Source organism: Rhodococcus sp. NCIMB 12038, assembly GCF_002165735.1.
Lineage (GTDB): Bacteria > Actinomycetota > Actinomycetes > Mycobacteriales > Mycobacteriaceae > Rhodococcus_F.
On sequence record NZ_NHML01000011.1, the window covers coordinates 15,778 to 30,928 of the forward strand.

The 15,151-nt window shown below is 65.2% G+C and carries 12 protein-coding genes and 1 pseudogene; 8 read left to right on the forward strand and 5 right to left on the reverse strand.

Going from position 1 to position 15,151, the window contains the following annotated elements; genetic code table 11:
* Window positions 1-10: 10 nt before the first annotated feature.
* Together CA951_RS17830 and CA951_RS17835 are read right to left on the reverse strand one after the other, a co-directional pair.
* Window positions 11-3,286 carry a protein kinase gene (locus CA951_RS17830; protein WP_087558116.1) on the reverse strand — a complete coding sequence of 1,092 codons (3,276 nt, stop codon included), beginning with the start codon at window positions 3,284-3,286 and terminating at the stop codon, window positions 11-13.
* Between the two features lie 173 nt (window positions 3,287-3,459).
* A complete protein-coding gene (locus CA951_RS17835; protein ID WP_087558117.1) occupies window positions 3,460-4,029 on the reverse strand; it encodes a TetR/AcrR family transcriptional regulator in 570 nt (189 codons plus the stop codon).
* 124 nt (window positions 4,030-4,153) lie between these two features.
* Between CA951_RS17835 and CA951_RS17840 the strand changes: the two genes are divergently transcribed.
* The 3 genes from CA951_RS17840 (at window position 4,154) to CA951_RS17850 (ending at window position 6,544) form a co-directional block, all read left to right on the forward strand.
* Window positions 4,154-5,134, forward strand: a complete 981-nt coding sequence (locus CA951_RS17840; RefSeq protein WP_087558118.1) for a potassium-tellurite ethidium and proflavin transporter — start codon at window positions 4,154-4,156, stop codon at window positions 5,132-5,134.
* Between the two features lie 115 nt (window positions 5,135-5,249).
* The gene (locus CA951_RS17845) at window positions 5,250-6,092 is read left to right on the forward strand and encodes a hypothetical protein (protein WP_087558119.1); all 843 of its coding nucleotides are present in this window, start codon (window positions 5,250-5,252) and stop codon (window positions 6,090-6,092) included.
* On the forward strand, window positions 6,089-6,544 hold the full coding sequence (locus tag CA951_RS17850) for an OsmC family protein (RefSeq protein ID WP_087558120.1): 456 nt from the start codon (window positions 6,089-6,091) through the stop codon (window positions 6,542-6,544). The genes CA951_RS17845 and CA951_RS17850 overlap by 4 nt, the downstream gene beginning before the upstream one ends.
* An 11-nt stretch (window positions 6,545-6,555) precedes the next feature.
* On the opposite strand, the gene CA951_RS17855 is transcribed toward CA951_RS17850, so the two are convergent.
* Both CA951_RS17855 and CA951_RS45105 read right to left on the reverse strand, forming a co-directional pair.
* Window positions 6,556-7,746: a Fic family protein gene (locus tag CA951_RS17855; protein WP_087558121.1), complete on the reverse strand. Its 1,191-nt coding sequence runs from the start codon at window positions 7,744-7,746 to the stop codon at window positions 6,556-6,558.
* Between the two features lie 102 nt (window positions 7,747-7,848).
* Window positions 7,849-8,091, reverse strand: a pseudogene (locus tag CA951_RS45105) (short-chain dehydrogenase); the annotation flags it as partial.
* Between the two features lie 445 nt (window positions 8,092-8,536).
* Between CA951_RS45105 and CA951_RS17865 the strand changes: the two are divergent.
* Window positions 8,537-9,835 (forward strand): MFS transporter, encoded by a 1,299-nt coding sequence (locus CA951_RS17865; protein WP_179220228.1) that lies wholly within the window; start codon window positions 8,537-8,539, stop codon window positions 9,833-9,835.
* Window positions 9,836-9,904: 69 nt separating this feature from the next.
* On the opposite strand, the gene CA951_RS17870 is transcribed toward CA951_RS17865, so the two are convergent.
* Window positions 9,905-10,867, reverse strand: a complete 963-nt coding sequence (locus CA951_RS17870; RefSeq protein ID WP_087558123.1) for a LysR family transcriptional regulator — start codon at window positions 10,865-10,867, stop codon at window positions 9,905-9,907.
* A gap of 172 nt (window positions 10,868-11,039) precedes the next feature.
* Here CA951_RS17870 and CA951_RS17875 point away from each other — a divergent pair, with 172 nt between their 5' ends.
* Genes CA951_RS17875 through CA951_RS17890 form a run of 4 tightly spaced genes read left to right on the forward strand, consistent with a single transcriptional unit; the run spans window position 11,040 to window position 15,146 of the window.
* Window positions 11,040-12,251, forward strand: coding sequence for a CaiB/BaiF CoA-transferase family protein (locus CA951_RS17875; protein WP_087558124.1), 1,212 nt, complete (start codon window positions 11,040-11,042; stop codon window positions 12,249-12,251).
* A gap of 1 nt (window position 12,252) precedes the next feature.
* Window positions 12,253-12,726, forward strand: a complete 474-nt coding sequence (locus CA951_RS17880; RefSeq protein ID WP_256973923.1) for a MaoC family dehydratase — start codon at window positions 12,253-12,255, stop codon at window positions 12,724-12,726.
* Entirely contained in the window at window positions 12,719-14,362 is a 1,644-nt protein-coding gene (locus tag CA951_RS17885) for an AMP-binding protein (protein WP_087558125.1), read from the forward strand. The genes CA951_RS17880 and CA951_RS17885 overlap by 8 nt, the downstream gene beginning before the upstream one ends.
* Window positions 14,349-15,146: an SDR family NAD(P)-dependent oxidoreductase gene (locus CA951_RS17890; protein ID WP_087558126.1), complete on the forward strand. Its 798-nt coding sequence runs from the start codon at window positions 14,349-14,351 to the stop codon at window positions 15,144-15,146. The genes CA951_RS17885 and CA951_RS17890 overlap by 14 nt, the downstream gene beginning before the upstream one ends.
* The last annotated feature ends 5 nt before the right edge of the window (window positions 15,147-15,151 follow it).

Here is a 15,151-nt window from a genome sequence, read left to right on the forward strand (position 1 = left end):
AGGCGGCCGGTCAGTCGCCGGTCTGCTCCACGACCCAGGCCGCGACCTGTGCGCGCGAGGTGAAGCCCAGTTTCGCCAGGATGTGCTCTACGTGACCCTGCGCGGTGCGCGGCGAGATCACCAGGCGGTCGGCGATGGCCTGATTGGTCAGGCCTTCGGCGATGAGGTCGGCGACCTGGCGTTCCCGCTTGGTCAGACGCGTCGACGGGCCGGTGCCGTGCGCGGACGTGCCTGCCGGCTGTTCGCGGAGCGCGTAGGCGATCGCCGCGTCGAAGCCGAGTTGCTCACCTCTACGGTGGGCGGCACCGAATGCCTTGTCCCCGAGCTTTTTCCGGCCACTTTTCGTGCATTCTTCATGGTAGACAAGCAAATCGGAATAGATCACCACTGCGCTTCCCACCGATCGCGCCAGCCCCTCCGCGGCTCCGAGCAGCACGGCGGCCCTCGGTTCGTCGTGGAGTCCGCAGGCGATCCAGGCGAGGGCCTCGAGACCTGACGCGGCGACGCGTGGGCCGCGCACCTGCCGGGTCAGCTCCAGCGACTGCTCGAGCACTCGGACGGCGCGATCGTCATCGCCCTGTCGCCACACGGCAATCCCCAACGCCCACAGCGAATGTGATCGATACATCTTCTCGCCGTGGAGCTCCGTGATCGCAAGGACACGCTCGAGGTAGTCGATCGCCGGGTCCGTCAAGTCGCGGAGCCCGTACGCCAGCCCCAACGGGTACAGGACGGCGACTTCGAGCGTGCGATCGCCGCGTTCGGCGAACACCGCGAGAGCGGTTTCCAGGTGCGAGGACGCAGATTCCAGTTCGCCGCTGTAGAGGGCCAGCATGCCCTCGGCATAGGCAGCGAGAGAGCGCATCATGGGGTCGCTGGTGTGCGCGGTGAGAGTCCGCGCCTTCGCCACGAGTGCGGCGCCGGCCTGCAGGTCGCCCTGCACATTGGCCATCATGCCGGCGCGCTGGAGTGCCTTGACCCACTCGACCGTCGGCGGACCACTCTGCCGGGCGAGCAATTGCGCGAACCAGCGCCGCCCCTCGCCGTACAGACCCTGGGAGCCCCAGAACAAGAACACTGCCGATGCGGTGCGCAATGCTGCGACGGGATCGTCGTCGGCACCGAATTCGAGGGCCTCCCGCAGGTTCGGTTGCTCACGTTTCAACCTGCGGATCCACTCCAGCTGATGAGCACTGACCCACTCGGCCTCCGCCGCGAGCGCCAACGCCTCGTACCAATCCCGGTGACGGCGACGCAAAGTCACGGTCTCACCGGTCTGCTCGAGCTTCTCGCAACCGTATTCGCGGAGCGTCTCGAGCATCCGGAACCGCACCACCGACCCGTGCCCCTCCCGGATCAGAATCGACTTCTCCACCAGCGAGGTCAGCGTGTCCAGCAATTCGTCCGGGCCCAGTCCGTCGCCACACACCTGCTCCGCCGCATCGAGTTCGAAGCTCCCCGCGAAGACCGACAGCCGTCCCCACACCAATTGCTCACCGGCAGTGCATAGTTCGAAACTCCAGTCGATCGACAACCGCAGGGTCTGCTGCCGCGTCGGCGCACCCCGGCTGCCGCGCGACAGCAACGAATAGCGGTCGGTCAACCGCTGCAGGATCTGCTCGGGCGACATCGCCCGCAACCGGGCCGCGGCCAGNTCGATCGGCAACGGCAACCCGTCGAGNCGATTACAGATCCCCGCCACCGCCGCCGCGTTGTCCTCCGTCAGCTCGAACCCGGGAACCGCGGCCGCGCCGCGTTCGACGAACAACGACACCGCCTCGTATTTGCGCACACTCCGTAGGGACGGCTTCCGGTCGGGCTCCGGCACGGCCAGCGGCGGCACCCGCAACACCGCCTCCCCGCCGATGACCAGGGGTTCGCGGCTGGTGGCCAGAATTCGCAGCCCCGGGCACACTCGCAACAGCGTCTCGGTCAGCTCGGCCACGGCGTCCACCAGGTGCTCGCAGTTGTCGAGGACCAGCAGCAATTCTCTGGAGGCGAGGAACTCGATCAGCACCTCGCGGAGCGGCCGCGCCGAATGGTCCCGCACACCCACGGCCGCGGCCACCGCGTCGACCAGCGAAGACGCCTCACGCACCTCGCCCAACTCGACCAGCCGCACCCCGTCGCCGTACTCGCGTCGCACCGCCGCGGCGACCCGCATGGCCAGCCGGGTCTTGCCGACTCCGCCGATTCCGGTCAATGTCACCAGCCGCGACCCGGCGAGCAGATTCTTCGCCTCGGTGAGCTCATTCCGGCGGCCGACGAAACTGGTCAGTTCCAGGGGAAGATTNCGCCCGCCATTCCGCGCGGACGTCGCGGAAGTGCCCGTGGATCGAAACCGGCCGGACACCGGCTGTCCGTCGTTCCCCTGCGCATCGGATTCCATGCGGAGTGCCATGTCGTCGACCGGAAAACCGTGATCGGCTTGGATCTGGCGCAGTTCCTCCCCGAAGTCGGCGGCCGTCGCCGGACGCTCGCCGGGGCTTCGGGACATCGCCCGGGNGATCGCGTCGGACACGTCGTCGGGGATCCCGTGCTCACGAAGGTCGGGCACCGGCTGCGTGGTGATCCGCAGGAACTGCGCGACCACCTGCTCCCCACTGCCGCGTTCGAACGCTGCATGGCCGGTGAGGGCACTGAACAGGGTGGCCCCGAGACCGTAGACGTCGGCGGCCGGGCTCGGCGGATCGCCCTCGAGCACCTCCGGTGCCGTATAGGCCGGCGAGCCNGTGACGACACCCGTCGCGGTCTCGAAACCGCCGGAGATGTGCGCGATGCCGAAATCGGTCAANGCCGGCTCGCCGTAATCGGTGAGCAGAATGTTCGCGGGTTTGACGTCGCGGTGCAGGATCCCGAGCCGGTGCGCGGTCTCCACCGCACCGGCCATCTTCACCCCCAGCCGCAANACTCTGTCCAATTCGAGAGGGCCGTCCCGACGAACCCGGACCTCCAGCGAATCCTGCGGGTGATACGGCATCACGATGTACGGAAGGTCGCTGTCGGTGGCCCCGACCTGCAATACGCCCACGATGTTCGGGTGACCGGTCAGCCGGCCCATCGCCCGCTGCTCCCGGAAGAACCTGGCCCGGTTCTCCTCGTCGAGATCGACGGTCAGCACCTTCACCGCCACCGTGCGATCGAGGTCCGCCTGAATGCATCGGTACACCACGCCGAAGCCGCCGCGCCCGATCTCCCGGGCGTCGTCGAAACCCNCCGCACTCAGCTCCGACGCCACGACGGGAACGACCTGCCGCTGCGTGTCGAGCGGATCGGCTTCACCCATCGGACGGTCTACTCACCCCGTCGGCTGATGGTCCCGAACACTGGTCCCGACGGCACGACCAGCGCAAAAACGATCGTGGGCTCACCTCTCGATAGCGTGCACTCCAGGATATAGCCGCAGACCCTGCGCGCGGGAGCATGTGAACGCCCTCGGATGCGCCGGTCCTTCGCGGATCACAGTGCGCCCACACACCCCGCGACGACGGTCGCACACGACTCGGGTCGGCCACCTGATTTCACGAGCACGCTGAGTCCGATCACCGACGCGAGCAATTGACGAGCCGCAAGGTCAGCAGGCCGGTCCGCTCCGAACTCCCCGGACCGCTGTCCCTGCTCGATCGCGGCCCTGAAGATGCCTTCGATCCGGGTGAACAGCTCGTCCGCGATGCGGTTCACCTCGTCGTCGACGGTGCCGAGTTCGGCCGCGGCATTGACCATGACACACCCTCGCCGGTGCTCCCCGACCCCTGCGAGTACCGCCATCGCCGTCTCGAGGCGGGGCCCCACCGGGCCGGGCGCGGCGAACAGATCGTCGAGGTACGCGAGCCGCATCTCGGTGTAACGCCGAAGCGCTTGCAGGAACAAGTCGTGCTTACTTCCGAATGTGTTGTACAGGCTGCCTTTGCCGATCCCCATCTGACCGGCGAGCTCCTGGGGCGTCGTCGCGGCGTACCCCTGAAGCCAGAACAGGTCCATCGCCTTGTCGATCGCCGCATCCGCCTCGAAGAGCCTTGGTCTAGCCACCGAAGTAGGTTACTCGCGATTGCTATTTGACCTCAAGGTCAAATAGCAATACGGTAACTCTCGCCCATATTGGACCTATAGGTCAATAACGGGGTACGCCGTCTCAGGAAGGAAGGCATTTTCCTTGTCCAATCACCGCCCGAGCACTGCCCGTGAGTCCCGCGTCCGCGCCCACCGACCGTTGAACCTGTTCGCGATCCCCCCGGGTCTGGCCGGACTGGCCCAGGCCTGGTCGGTCGCCACGACCGCGCTCGGCACCCCGTTCGCGCTGACCCAGGCGTTCTGGCTGGTCGCAGCGTTCGCCTGGATCTGGACCGCCACCGCACACACGCATCGCGCCAGGCGCGCCGAGCACGGGATTTCACAACAGCTCACACACTTCATCCACGGCCCACTCGCGGCCCTACTTCCGATCTCGGCGATGCTGCTCGGAGCAAACCTGCACCGCACGTTCCCGATCGCCGGCACGGCCCTGACCCTGCTCGCCATCACGGCCGGCGCGGTGTTCGGGGCATGGATGCTGAGCTTCTGGATGAGCGGAGAGATGGCGCTCGAATCCGTACACGGCGGCTACTACCTCCCCCTCAGCGCGGCCGGCCTCGTCGGGGCGCTTGCCGCAGCCCAGATCGGTCTCGACTGGCTCGCCGTCGGAAGCTTCGCGGTCGGCCTGTTCTTCTGGGTGATCATTTCCGTGTTCCTGTTCCTCAGGCTCGCGCTGCGCCCCACCATGCCCGCGCCCCTGACCCCGACACTCGCGATCATGATCGCGCCGCCGGCAGTCGGCTCGGCAGCATGGCTGACCATCTCGCACGGGCGACCCGACGCCCTGTTCGTGGCGCTCACCGCCGTCACGGCGTTCATGGTCATGGTCCAGGCGCCGCTGCTGACGCGCTACCGCGCCCTGTCGTTCTCGCACGGCTTCTGGTCGTTCACCTTCCCGGCGGCGAGTGTCGTCGCCCTCACCATCACGTGGCTTCACCTCGTACGGCCCCTTGCCTGGCAGCCCCTCACGGCCGGACTGCTCGGCGCCGCGACGCTCCTCGTGGTGACGATCGCGACGAAATCGATCCTGTTGACCTACAAGAGTGCTCAGAAGATTCGATGAGGGGTGCTTGACAGCTTCCGCCCCGGATCACTATGTTCAGCTTGTTCCAAATATCGAATTGGCTTCAGCATAGTGAACACAATGGCTGACCGGACTCGCCGAGTAAGGAACGGGAATGATTCTGCTGGGGTATCGCGATCACAACGTCCACGAATTGGTGTGCCACGAGATCGCCGCACGAGCGGGCTACTACGACCGTCTGGGCATCGACGTGAAAGCGGTGTCCGGCGCGGACCATCCAGAAGCAGCACTGTCTGCGGGGCTCGGCGGCTCGCTGGTCGAAACCCTTCGGGGGCAACGCCGATGGAAAGTTGCGCTCGTCCACACCCTCCACCCGTTGTTCTGGATCTGGACACGAAAAGGGAGCACACGATCAACCGGGCCGTCCGTCGTGGCCGGCCACCCGGAGGGATCGATCGTGTGCGCTTTCACCCAGCGGATGCTGAGTTATCGCTGGGCGGGCCGCGACGCCCCGTCGATGCTGCGCTTCCCCGCCGGAAGCACGGGCGATCGGCAGCGACTGGAGGCACTGAGATCCGGGGAAGCCGACGCCGCCGTTCTGGGGTCCGCCTTCGCTCCCGGCACCCTGTCACGGCTCGGGCTCGCCGAATCATTGTTCTTCGGTGTCGCCCAGAGGTTCCCCACCGCAGGTGTCGCAGTCGACGTCGACAAGACCGAGATCGACCATCCGTCGGTACGAAAGGTCGTCGCCGCACAGACGGCAGCGATCGCCAAGGTCAGAAGCAGAGATCCCGTGGCGCTCGACGCCGTGGCGTCGCTGCTCCACGACAACGTCGGGACAGATGCGCAGCGCTTGCTGGCCGACTACCTGTCCCCTCAGTACGGCCCCGATCCACGGGACGTCCGCACCGCTGGCGCAGATGCGATCGAATGGCTTGCAGGCGTGTTGAATACAGGCGGCAACACCGCCGCGGACTTCTACGAGGCGGTTCAATGAGCACTTCCCGACGCGAGCAACTGGTCGTGCACGCGCTGTCCGGGCCCCACGGCACGTCGGTCACCGCGCGGACGCACGAGGTGACGATCGACGAAACCACGCGGTACGGCGGACACGATGCCGGCGCAAACCCGGTGGAGCACATGCTCGCCGGCATCGCAGCCGCCTCACTCGTGGTGCTTCGACTCCTCGGCGAGGTCGTGATAGCCGAGTCCGCCGCGCTCACCGTGTCCGCGACCTTGAACGTCGATCGCGTCATGGGAGCCGACGACGGCGCCGTCATCGAGCTGATCCGCCTGGACTGGGAAGTGGCGAACGCAGCACACGCCGAGCGCCTGTGCGCCGCGCTTCCCGACCTCGCGAGGCGCCGCCCCGGGCAAGCACTGATCGACGCCGCAGCCGCCGTCGCGGAAGAGGTGTCCGTCCGCGAATCGGCGACCGCGGGGGTGTGATCGTCCATCGGTTACAGGTGCTCGGTGGTGCGTTTACCGATGGTCGTGCTGAGCGCGTCGAGTTCGGCGAGCACGTTGGTGGCGGCCCATATCTGATTACGCCTGCTCTCGGACAGGACCTCGAGCACTCCCGCCGCGGTGAGCCGTCCCAGAGCGCGGTATGTGCTGGCGCCGGTGGTGCCGGTGATCTGCTGGGCGGTATCGGCATTCAGGATCGGGACGTCCAACAGCGCGTCGATGATCTTCTCGTCGGCGGAGTTGCTGCGCGGCTTGGCCACCTGCCGCCAGTGGTCCGGGAGTTCGGCCAGAGCGCGGGCGGAGTCCTGCGCGGCCTCGCTGGAAACGATCGCGGCACTCGCGACGTACGCGACGAACTCGTCGGCCTCACCCGCACGGTAGCGGGCCAGCTGGTCGAAGTAGCGGCGGGTGTCCGCGAGCATCACCGACGCCAACGGGACGGTGACGCGGCGCGTCAGGCCGCGGCGCCGAAGAATCGCGCTGATCAGGGCTCGGCCGATGCGGCCGTTGCCGTCGATGAACGGATGGATGGACTCGAACTGAGCGTGCGCGATCGCCGCTTGCGCGAGAATCGGCAGATCGGTGCGGTTCGCGAATTCCACTAGATCCGCCATCAGATCGTCAACCAGTTCCGGTGGCGGCGGCACGTACAGCGCGTCGATCGGGGTGTAATCGCTGCCACCGATCCAATTCTGCACATCGCGGACCTTGCCGGAGTCGCGAGCGGTGTAGTAGTCCGGTGCCATCAACAGCCGGTGCGCACTCAGCAGAGTCTCAAGCGTGATCGGGCCACCGCCGGCGGCGTCGACCATCGCAATCAATGCCTTGACCGCGGCGAGCTGAGACTTGGCCTCGTCATTCGCCTTACCACCGGCCAGCGCCTTGCCGAACGCCCGCCAGCCCGCGTCGATGTGCTCGATCTTCGACGACGCTACCGACTCGCTGCGCAGCAGAAAATCCGACAGCGGCACCAGGTGCTCGCCGAAACCCGCTTCGAGGCGGGCAACGGAGATGACCGCCTCCTCGTGCACGCGAGCGACAGCACCGACCAGGTCGCAGTGGAGGGAACCGATCATCGGCGGAATCGAAACGTCGACCGACTCCAGAGTGCGGTCGGCGCGCGAACCCTGCCGATGACGCGGGTTCCACTCTCGGGACTCTCTGCGATGCGGCGGCCAGATCACAACCATCTCCTCGCTCGAGGACAAAAGTAAGACAACGGCGACCTTAACTTACTTTTAGCATCTCAAACGTAGTTATAGGCGTCGTTAGTGTATCGAGCACCCTCAAAAGCCGGATGATGCCGCACCCAACAGCTCCGCCAGTTCGTCGAGCGACCACGGCGGCTCGGCCTCGTGGTCGCGGTAGGCCAGCAGTGCCGGAGTCGGGCGGTCGAATCTGCCGACGAAGCAACCTGATCCGGCGAAGATTCCCCCGGTGATGCCTGGGGCGAGGTCGCTGGCGAGGAAGACGTACAGCTGGGCGACGTAGTCGGCGGGTGCGGGATGCAGCGAGCCGTATCGCGTTGCGTACGCACGCCAGACCCCGGCACCGAAACGGGCCTTGCCCCACCCTCCGCGAATCGTTCACGCCTGGTCCGTGTCGATGGCGGTTGAGAGGGGACCAGCAGCCACCTTCGGCAGAGGAACCTACGGTGACCTCGCCTAGTCTGCCAGTACGCGAGCCTCGCAGGACAGTTCGGCTTGCGCGACTCGACACACCAAGCTCCTATATACCATTCTATATAGGTTGATCGATAACTAATATTGGACGTGATGTGAGGCTCAGGGTTACAAATGAGACGCACACCACCTAGCTGAACAGAACGGCTGTCTTCCACAGCTCCCCCTTGGCCCTGGCGGCACCCCTGTCCAGGATTTGCCTAAGGCAGTCAGCTTCAGTCATCAGAATGGAGAGATCGGCCTCATGACAACAGTCGACTCAACGAAACCACGTGGACCCGGCAGGACTCGAATGCTGGTTGGGGCGGGGTTCGGCAACTTCATCGAATGGTACGACTTTGCTGCATACGGATTCGTTGCGGTGTTCATCGGCAAGGCGTTCTTCCCCAACGCGAGTGAGGCTGCGCAGCTCCTCAGCAGTTTCGCCGTGTTCGGTGTGAGCTTCTTCGTTCGCCCCCTCGGCGGGGTCTTCTTCGGCCCCCTTTGCGACCGCGTCGGCCGTAAGCGCGTCCTTGTGCTGGTGCTCTCCATCATGGCCGTGACGACTTTCTGCATCGGCATCCTGCCCAGCTACGCTCGAATCGGCATCCTCGCGCCGATCCTGTTGGTACTACTCAGGTGCATCCAGGGCTTTTCTGCCGGCGGTGAGTTCGGGACCAACACCACATTCATCGCAGAGCATGCTTCGCCGAAGCGCCGAGGATTGAGCGCCAGCCTTGTGCCGGCGTCTGCAACACTCGGAGTGCTCGTGGGCGGTGTCGTCGTGTTCGCCTTGGAATCGTTCCTCGGGTCGACGGCTATGCAGGATTGGGGGTGGCGAATTCCCTTCCTCATCGCAGGGCCACTTGGCCTGATCGGTCTCTACATTCGGCTCGCGCTGGAGGACACCCCCGCCTTCAAGGCGCTCGAGGCCAGCAGTGAGGTCGAGAGCAAACCACTGGTAGCGGTCCTGGCTTACAAGCGAGGCCTGAGTATCACTGCCGCCGTGACCGTGCTGTACGGCGTCAGCTACTACTTCCTCATGACCTACATGGCCACCTTCCTGTCAAAGGTTGTGGGCTTCAGCTCCACCACCGCACTGCTCGCGGTCCTGTTGGGTGGAGCGGTCGCACTCGTCGTACTCCCGATTGCTGGAGCGCTTTCCGACCGCTACGGGCGAAAAGCCGTGCTCGTGACCTCGGCAGTGGCACACATCCTTCTCGCGGTCCCGATCTTCATGCTCCTCGGCACTGGAAGCCTTGCGGCCGCTATTCTCGGCACAGCCCTCATGGCGGTGATCATGGCTCCCTTCGTCGCCGTTTCAGTTGCTCTGATGGCCGAGCTTTTCCCGGACTCGGTGCGCGCCACCGGCGTTTCACTCGGATTCAACCTTCCCATCGCGATCTTCGGCGGGATGGCACCCTTCATTGCAACGTTCCTGATCAACCGCACCGGCATCAACTTCATGCCCTCGATCTATCTTGTTGCCGTGTCGGTTGTCGCACTGATCGGTGTGCTGTTCCTGCGTCCGGCCGACCTACACGGAGTAACCGCTCCCCCAAAAGCGCCTTCTGAGACGAAGCCCGAGCCATCGGCACCTGTTGGGTCTTAGCGCACCGCAATGCGCTCGTCCTGATCGAGTGCGCGGAGGGTGGATCGGAAGAGATATCGTGACCGAGAGTCACATCGTCTCCTCCGGTCCACCCTCGCTGCTTTCATTCTGGTTTCCGGTCGCCGGTGATACGCCCGATGCCAGCATGGCCTGCTCCAGGCGATCTATGAACCTCATCGCCACCGGTGAAAGGTGCCGAGTCGCCAACCGCGCCAGACACAGCTTCTGAAAGACGGTTGGTTCCGTGAGTCCGCGAGTTTCGACCCCGCTGAATTCGAGCATCGGGACAGCCTGTGACGGCAAAACCGATACACCGAGCCCCGCCGAGACCAGGCCCGCGATCGACTGGATGCTGCTTGCTTCGACGTAGGAGGTAACGTGGGCGTCGATGAGGGTGAAGGCTCGGTCCAACAACGGTTGCACCCCGCCGTGCCTGATGGTCACCAACGGCTCGGCGGCGAGCTGACGCCACGTCACTCGATCGAGTTTGGTCAACGCATGGTTGGGCGGCAGTACCGCGACCAACGGGTTGGATACCAATTCGCGGATCTGAACCTCACTTGGGATACCCCCGATCGAAGTGATCCCGAGGTCAGCCTCCCCTGAAAGCAGATCTGCAATCACATCGCTGGCGATCCGGTCCCGCAGCTGGATCTGGACGCCCCGGTTCTCGTCCAAGAACTCCGAGACAATCGGAGGGAGCGTCACGGCCGATACCGACGGAAGAGCCGAGATGATCAGCTCGCCGGTGTCCCCGGCGAGAAAACTGTCGAAGTCGCGTGCCGCACTGGCCTGCGCATCGAGAATCGACCGGGCCAGAGCCTGAAAGCGCGCGCCGGCCGGTGTCAACGCCACATTGCGTGTGTCTCGGTCGAGAAGGCCTACACCCAAACGCTTTTCGATGTCCCGGACGGTGACACTGACCGCTGACTGCGCAGTGTGGAGATCCGCGGCCGCCTTGGTGAAACTCAAATGCTCGGCGACCGCGACGTAGGTGGTCAGTTGGCGGTATGTCAAAGCTTCTATACCCATAACTATATTAGTTTATCGCAAATCAATATTGGACGCATTACAAATTTAGCGGGATGCTGAGAACAGCATCACAACGATCGAAGTAGAAGACGGCCCCGCAGCCGCCGATCGATCCTCGAACACACCGATCGGCCCGTTGGCCCAACTTCTCCCGTCAGACAGGAGTTTTCGCATGTCGACCGAGTCCACCGAACGCACCGGCCCGCTCACCGGGGTCAAGATCGTCGAGTTCGCACAGGTAATCGCGGGCCCGCTGGCCGGGACGCTGATGGCCGACCTCGGCGCCGACGTCGTCCATGTCGAATCACCGATCGGCGGTGACAGCGCTCGCTACATGGGACCGGAGAAGGACGGTCACCACCTCTGGTGGAAGGTGCTCGGCCGCAACAAGCGTTCTGTCACTTTGGATCTTCGGGTCGACGACGGTAAGGCGCTTGCTCATCGGCTGGTGCAATGGGCGGATGTCGTCATCGTGACCTTCCGGGCGGACACCGTGGTCAAGTACGGCCTCGACTGGGACAGCATCCAGAAGATCAACCCCTCGGCGACGCTCCTGCAGATCTCCGGTTACGGCGCGCGATCGAGCAAGAAGAACTCGCCCGGTTTCGGAAAGATGGGTGAAGCCCGCAGCGGTGTCGTCAACCTGACCGGATTCGAGGACGGCCCGCCGGTGCACACGGGATTCTCGCACGGCGACGCCATCTCGGGCCTCATGGGTGCATTCGCCGTCACCGCGGCCTTGAACAAGCGTGAGCGCGATCCTCAGCGCCGCGGCGAATGGATCGACCTCGCGCTCTCGGACACGTTGCTGCGCTTGATCGAGTGGCAGATCATCCTCCGGGACCAGCTCGACATCATTCCCGAGCGCGCAGGCAACCAACTCGCTGTGGCGCCGGCGGCCGTCGTCAACGTCTACCGTGCTGCCGACGGCGGCTGGATCACCGTCACGTCCGGCACTCCCCGCTCGGTGATGAACATCGCCACACTTCTCGGGTTCGACGCGCAGGAATTCGCCACCAATGCGGCTCAGATCGCCGGCAGGCAGAAGCTCGACGACGGCCTTCGCGAATGGATGTCCCGGCACGATACGGCAGAGTGCCTCGCGCAGATGGAGGCCACCGGCGTCGTGGGCTCGAAGGTCTTCAACGTCGACGACATCCTCGCCGACCCGATCTTCAAGGAACGTGAGCTGATCGCCACAGTTCCCGATGCCGACCTCGGTGAGGTGCGCATGCAGGGAGTCATTCCCCAGATCGTGACCAATCCGGGAACGGTGTGGCGGACCGGACCAGAGCTTGGTGCCGACAACGCACTGGTTTACGGACAGTGGCTCGGTCTCGACGAGGCCGCGCTTGCCGATCTCACCGAGGCGAAGGTGATCTGAGGTGACGACGACTGCGGTGCGAGGCGGCGAACTGGCCCAGATGGTCGAAGCCGCAATCGGCCCCTCGCCCTGGTTCACCGTGGAGCAGATCCGGGTCGACACATTCGCTGACGCCACCGACGACTGGCAGTGGATCCACACCGACTCCGCCCGCGCCGTGAACGGACCCTACGGGGCCACCATCGCTCACGGATACCTGACTATGGCGCTCGTCCCCCGGCTTCTCGCCCAGACCATGGCCATCACCGACGAGGCGCGGGGAACGAACTACGGCGTCGACCGAGCCCGGTTCACAAACCCGGTCCGGGTGGGCGACGAGATCCGCCTCCGCGGAACTCTGTCGAGCGTCTCCGTCCGTCCCGACGGCGGTGTCAAATACTCCGTGGACGCCACCATCGACATCCGCGGCTGCGACCGGCCGGCGCTGGTCGGAACCTTTACCTACCTGACTTACCCGGGAGACCGTGATGAGTGACGTCGACGGCGCAGTTGCCCACCGCTGGGACACGCCCGACGACCCCGCCCGCACGATGTTGGACGTGTGGCTCGCGACTGCACTGCGCTGCGCGGACCAGCCTGCGGTGATCTTCGGTGACCGGACGATCTCCTTCGCTGAGATCGACCGGCTCTCCGACGTCCTGGCCGTCGGGCTGCAGGCACAGGGTATGGCCGTCGGGGACTCGCTCGGTGTGTATTTGCAGAACGATCCCCAGTGGGTGGTAGCGCTCGTCGCCGCCTGGAAGATCGGTGCTGTCACGGTAGCGATCAACCCGATGTACCGCGAACGGGAACTCGAACACATCCTCGAGGATTCACGGGCGAAGGTACTGATCTGCCTGAACGAACTCGTCGATGTCGTCGAACAGGTCCGCGACCGGACGTGCCTCCGACGCGTCATCACGACCCATCCGGGCGACATTTCGCCGTCGCTCGGCGACGACGCGATATCAGATGACCGCGCCGAGAGGCGACGGCGAGCCGATCATTTGGCCTGGACCGACCTTCTCGCCTTGTACGAAGGACACACTCCCGCTCCGTTCGTGGCTTCGCCCGAGCACGTTGCGGTACTGACCTATACGTCCGGCACCACCGGTGCGTCCAAAGGCGCGATGAACCTGCACCGGAACATGGTGCACAGCGCGTGGGTCTACTCGTCCTGGTTCGATCTCGACGACTCGGACGTGGTGCTCGGGATGGCACCGCTGTTCCACATCACGGGCATGGTGGCCGGAGTCGCGGTCATGATGCACTCCGGAGTCCCGCTGGTTCTCCTGCACAGATTCTCGGCACTGGCGGCGCTGTCGGCGATCGCACGCACGAAGGCGACGTTCGCCGTCGGCACCAGCACCGCCTTCATCGCGATGATCGACGCCCATGACGGCCAAGGTGATCTCTCCAGCTTCCGGAAAGTGGCATCGGGTGGTGCGCCGCTGAGCCCGGCACTGGTGGCACGCGCCCAGGATGAGTTGGGACTGAACATATCCGGGGTATATGGGCTGACCGAGACCACCTCGCCCACGCACCTCACGCCACGGGAGGCGAATCCGCCGATCGACCCGACAAGCGGCGCACTCGCGGTCGGAGTCCCGGTGCCCGGCGCCGAAGTACGCATCGTCGGCGACAACGGAGCCGAAACACCGACCGGCGAACCGGGGGAAATCCTGCTCCGCGGGCCCATGGTCGTCCCCGGCTATTGGAACCTCCCCGACGAGACCGCTCGGACGATCGACGAGAACGGATGGTTCCGCAGCGGCGATATCGGATTCGTCGACGTCAGCGGCTGGCTGTTCGTGGTGGACCGGAAAAAGGACCTGATCAACGCCGGCGGATACAAGGTCTGGCCTCGCGAGGTCGAGGACACCCTGTATGAGCACCCGGCGGTATCCGAAGCCGCGGTGATCGGAATTCCGGATGAGTACCGCGGGGAAACGGTCAAGGCCTTCGTCTCCCTGCGGCCAGGGTCCGCAGTGGACGCCGCGGCTCTTGTGGACCACTGCCGATCGCGATTGGCGGCCTACAAATACCCCCGGCACATCGACATCCTCGACGAACTCCCGAAGAACGCTGCGGGGAAGATCCTGCGACGAGAGCTGCGCCATGCCGAACCGTGAAACCACCCTCGCCGGGCACCGCGCGCTGATCGTGGGTGTCGGCGGCGGCCTCGGGCGCATCATCGCTCACGCATTCGCGGTCCGCGGTGCCGAGGTCATCTTGTCGGCGCGGTCCCTCGACACGGCCGAGTCCGTGCGCGATGAACTGCGCGCACTCGGCTACGACGGTCATCCGATCGCCATCGACGCGCGCGACGAACAGTCCGTCGCCACCGGAGTACGCGACGCCGCCTCCCCCACCGGTACAGCACCGGACATCCTCGTGTGCTGCGCCGGCATCGCCGGGCCGACCGCCCGCTTGGTGGACACCTCCCACGAGGAGTGGTCCACGGCGATCGACGTCAACATCGGTGGAACCGTGCGAGTGATCCGTGCGGTCCTTCCGTCGATGATCGAGCGGCGACGCGGCAGCATCGTGGTGATCGGATCGATGACGGGTAAACGGGCGTTGGCCAATCGGACCGCGTACGCGACCAGCAAAATGGGACTGGTCGGACTCGTACGCTCACTCGCCGCCGAGGTGGGGCCGGACGGAGTGCGCGTCAATCTCGTCTCGCCAGGACCGGTCGCCGGGTCCCGGCTGCAGGAAGTGATCCAGGCGCAGGCGACTGCGCGGTCGACCTCGTACGAGCAAGCAGAGAAGGTCCTGCTCGCCGACTCCATGTTGGGCGGAGCGGTCCCGGCCGCGGATGTCGCCGACACCGTCGCCTTCCTCGCCTCTGATCACGCCGCGAGCATCACCGGTGAGGACATCAACGTCTCGCGCGGGCTCGTCTGTTATTGAACGGA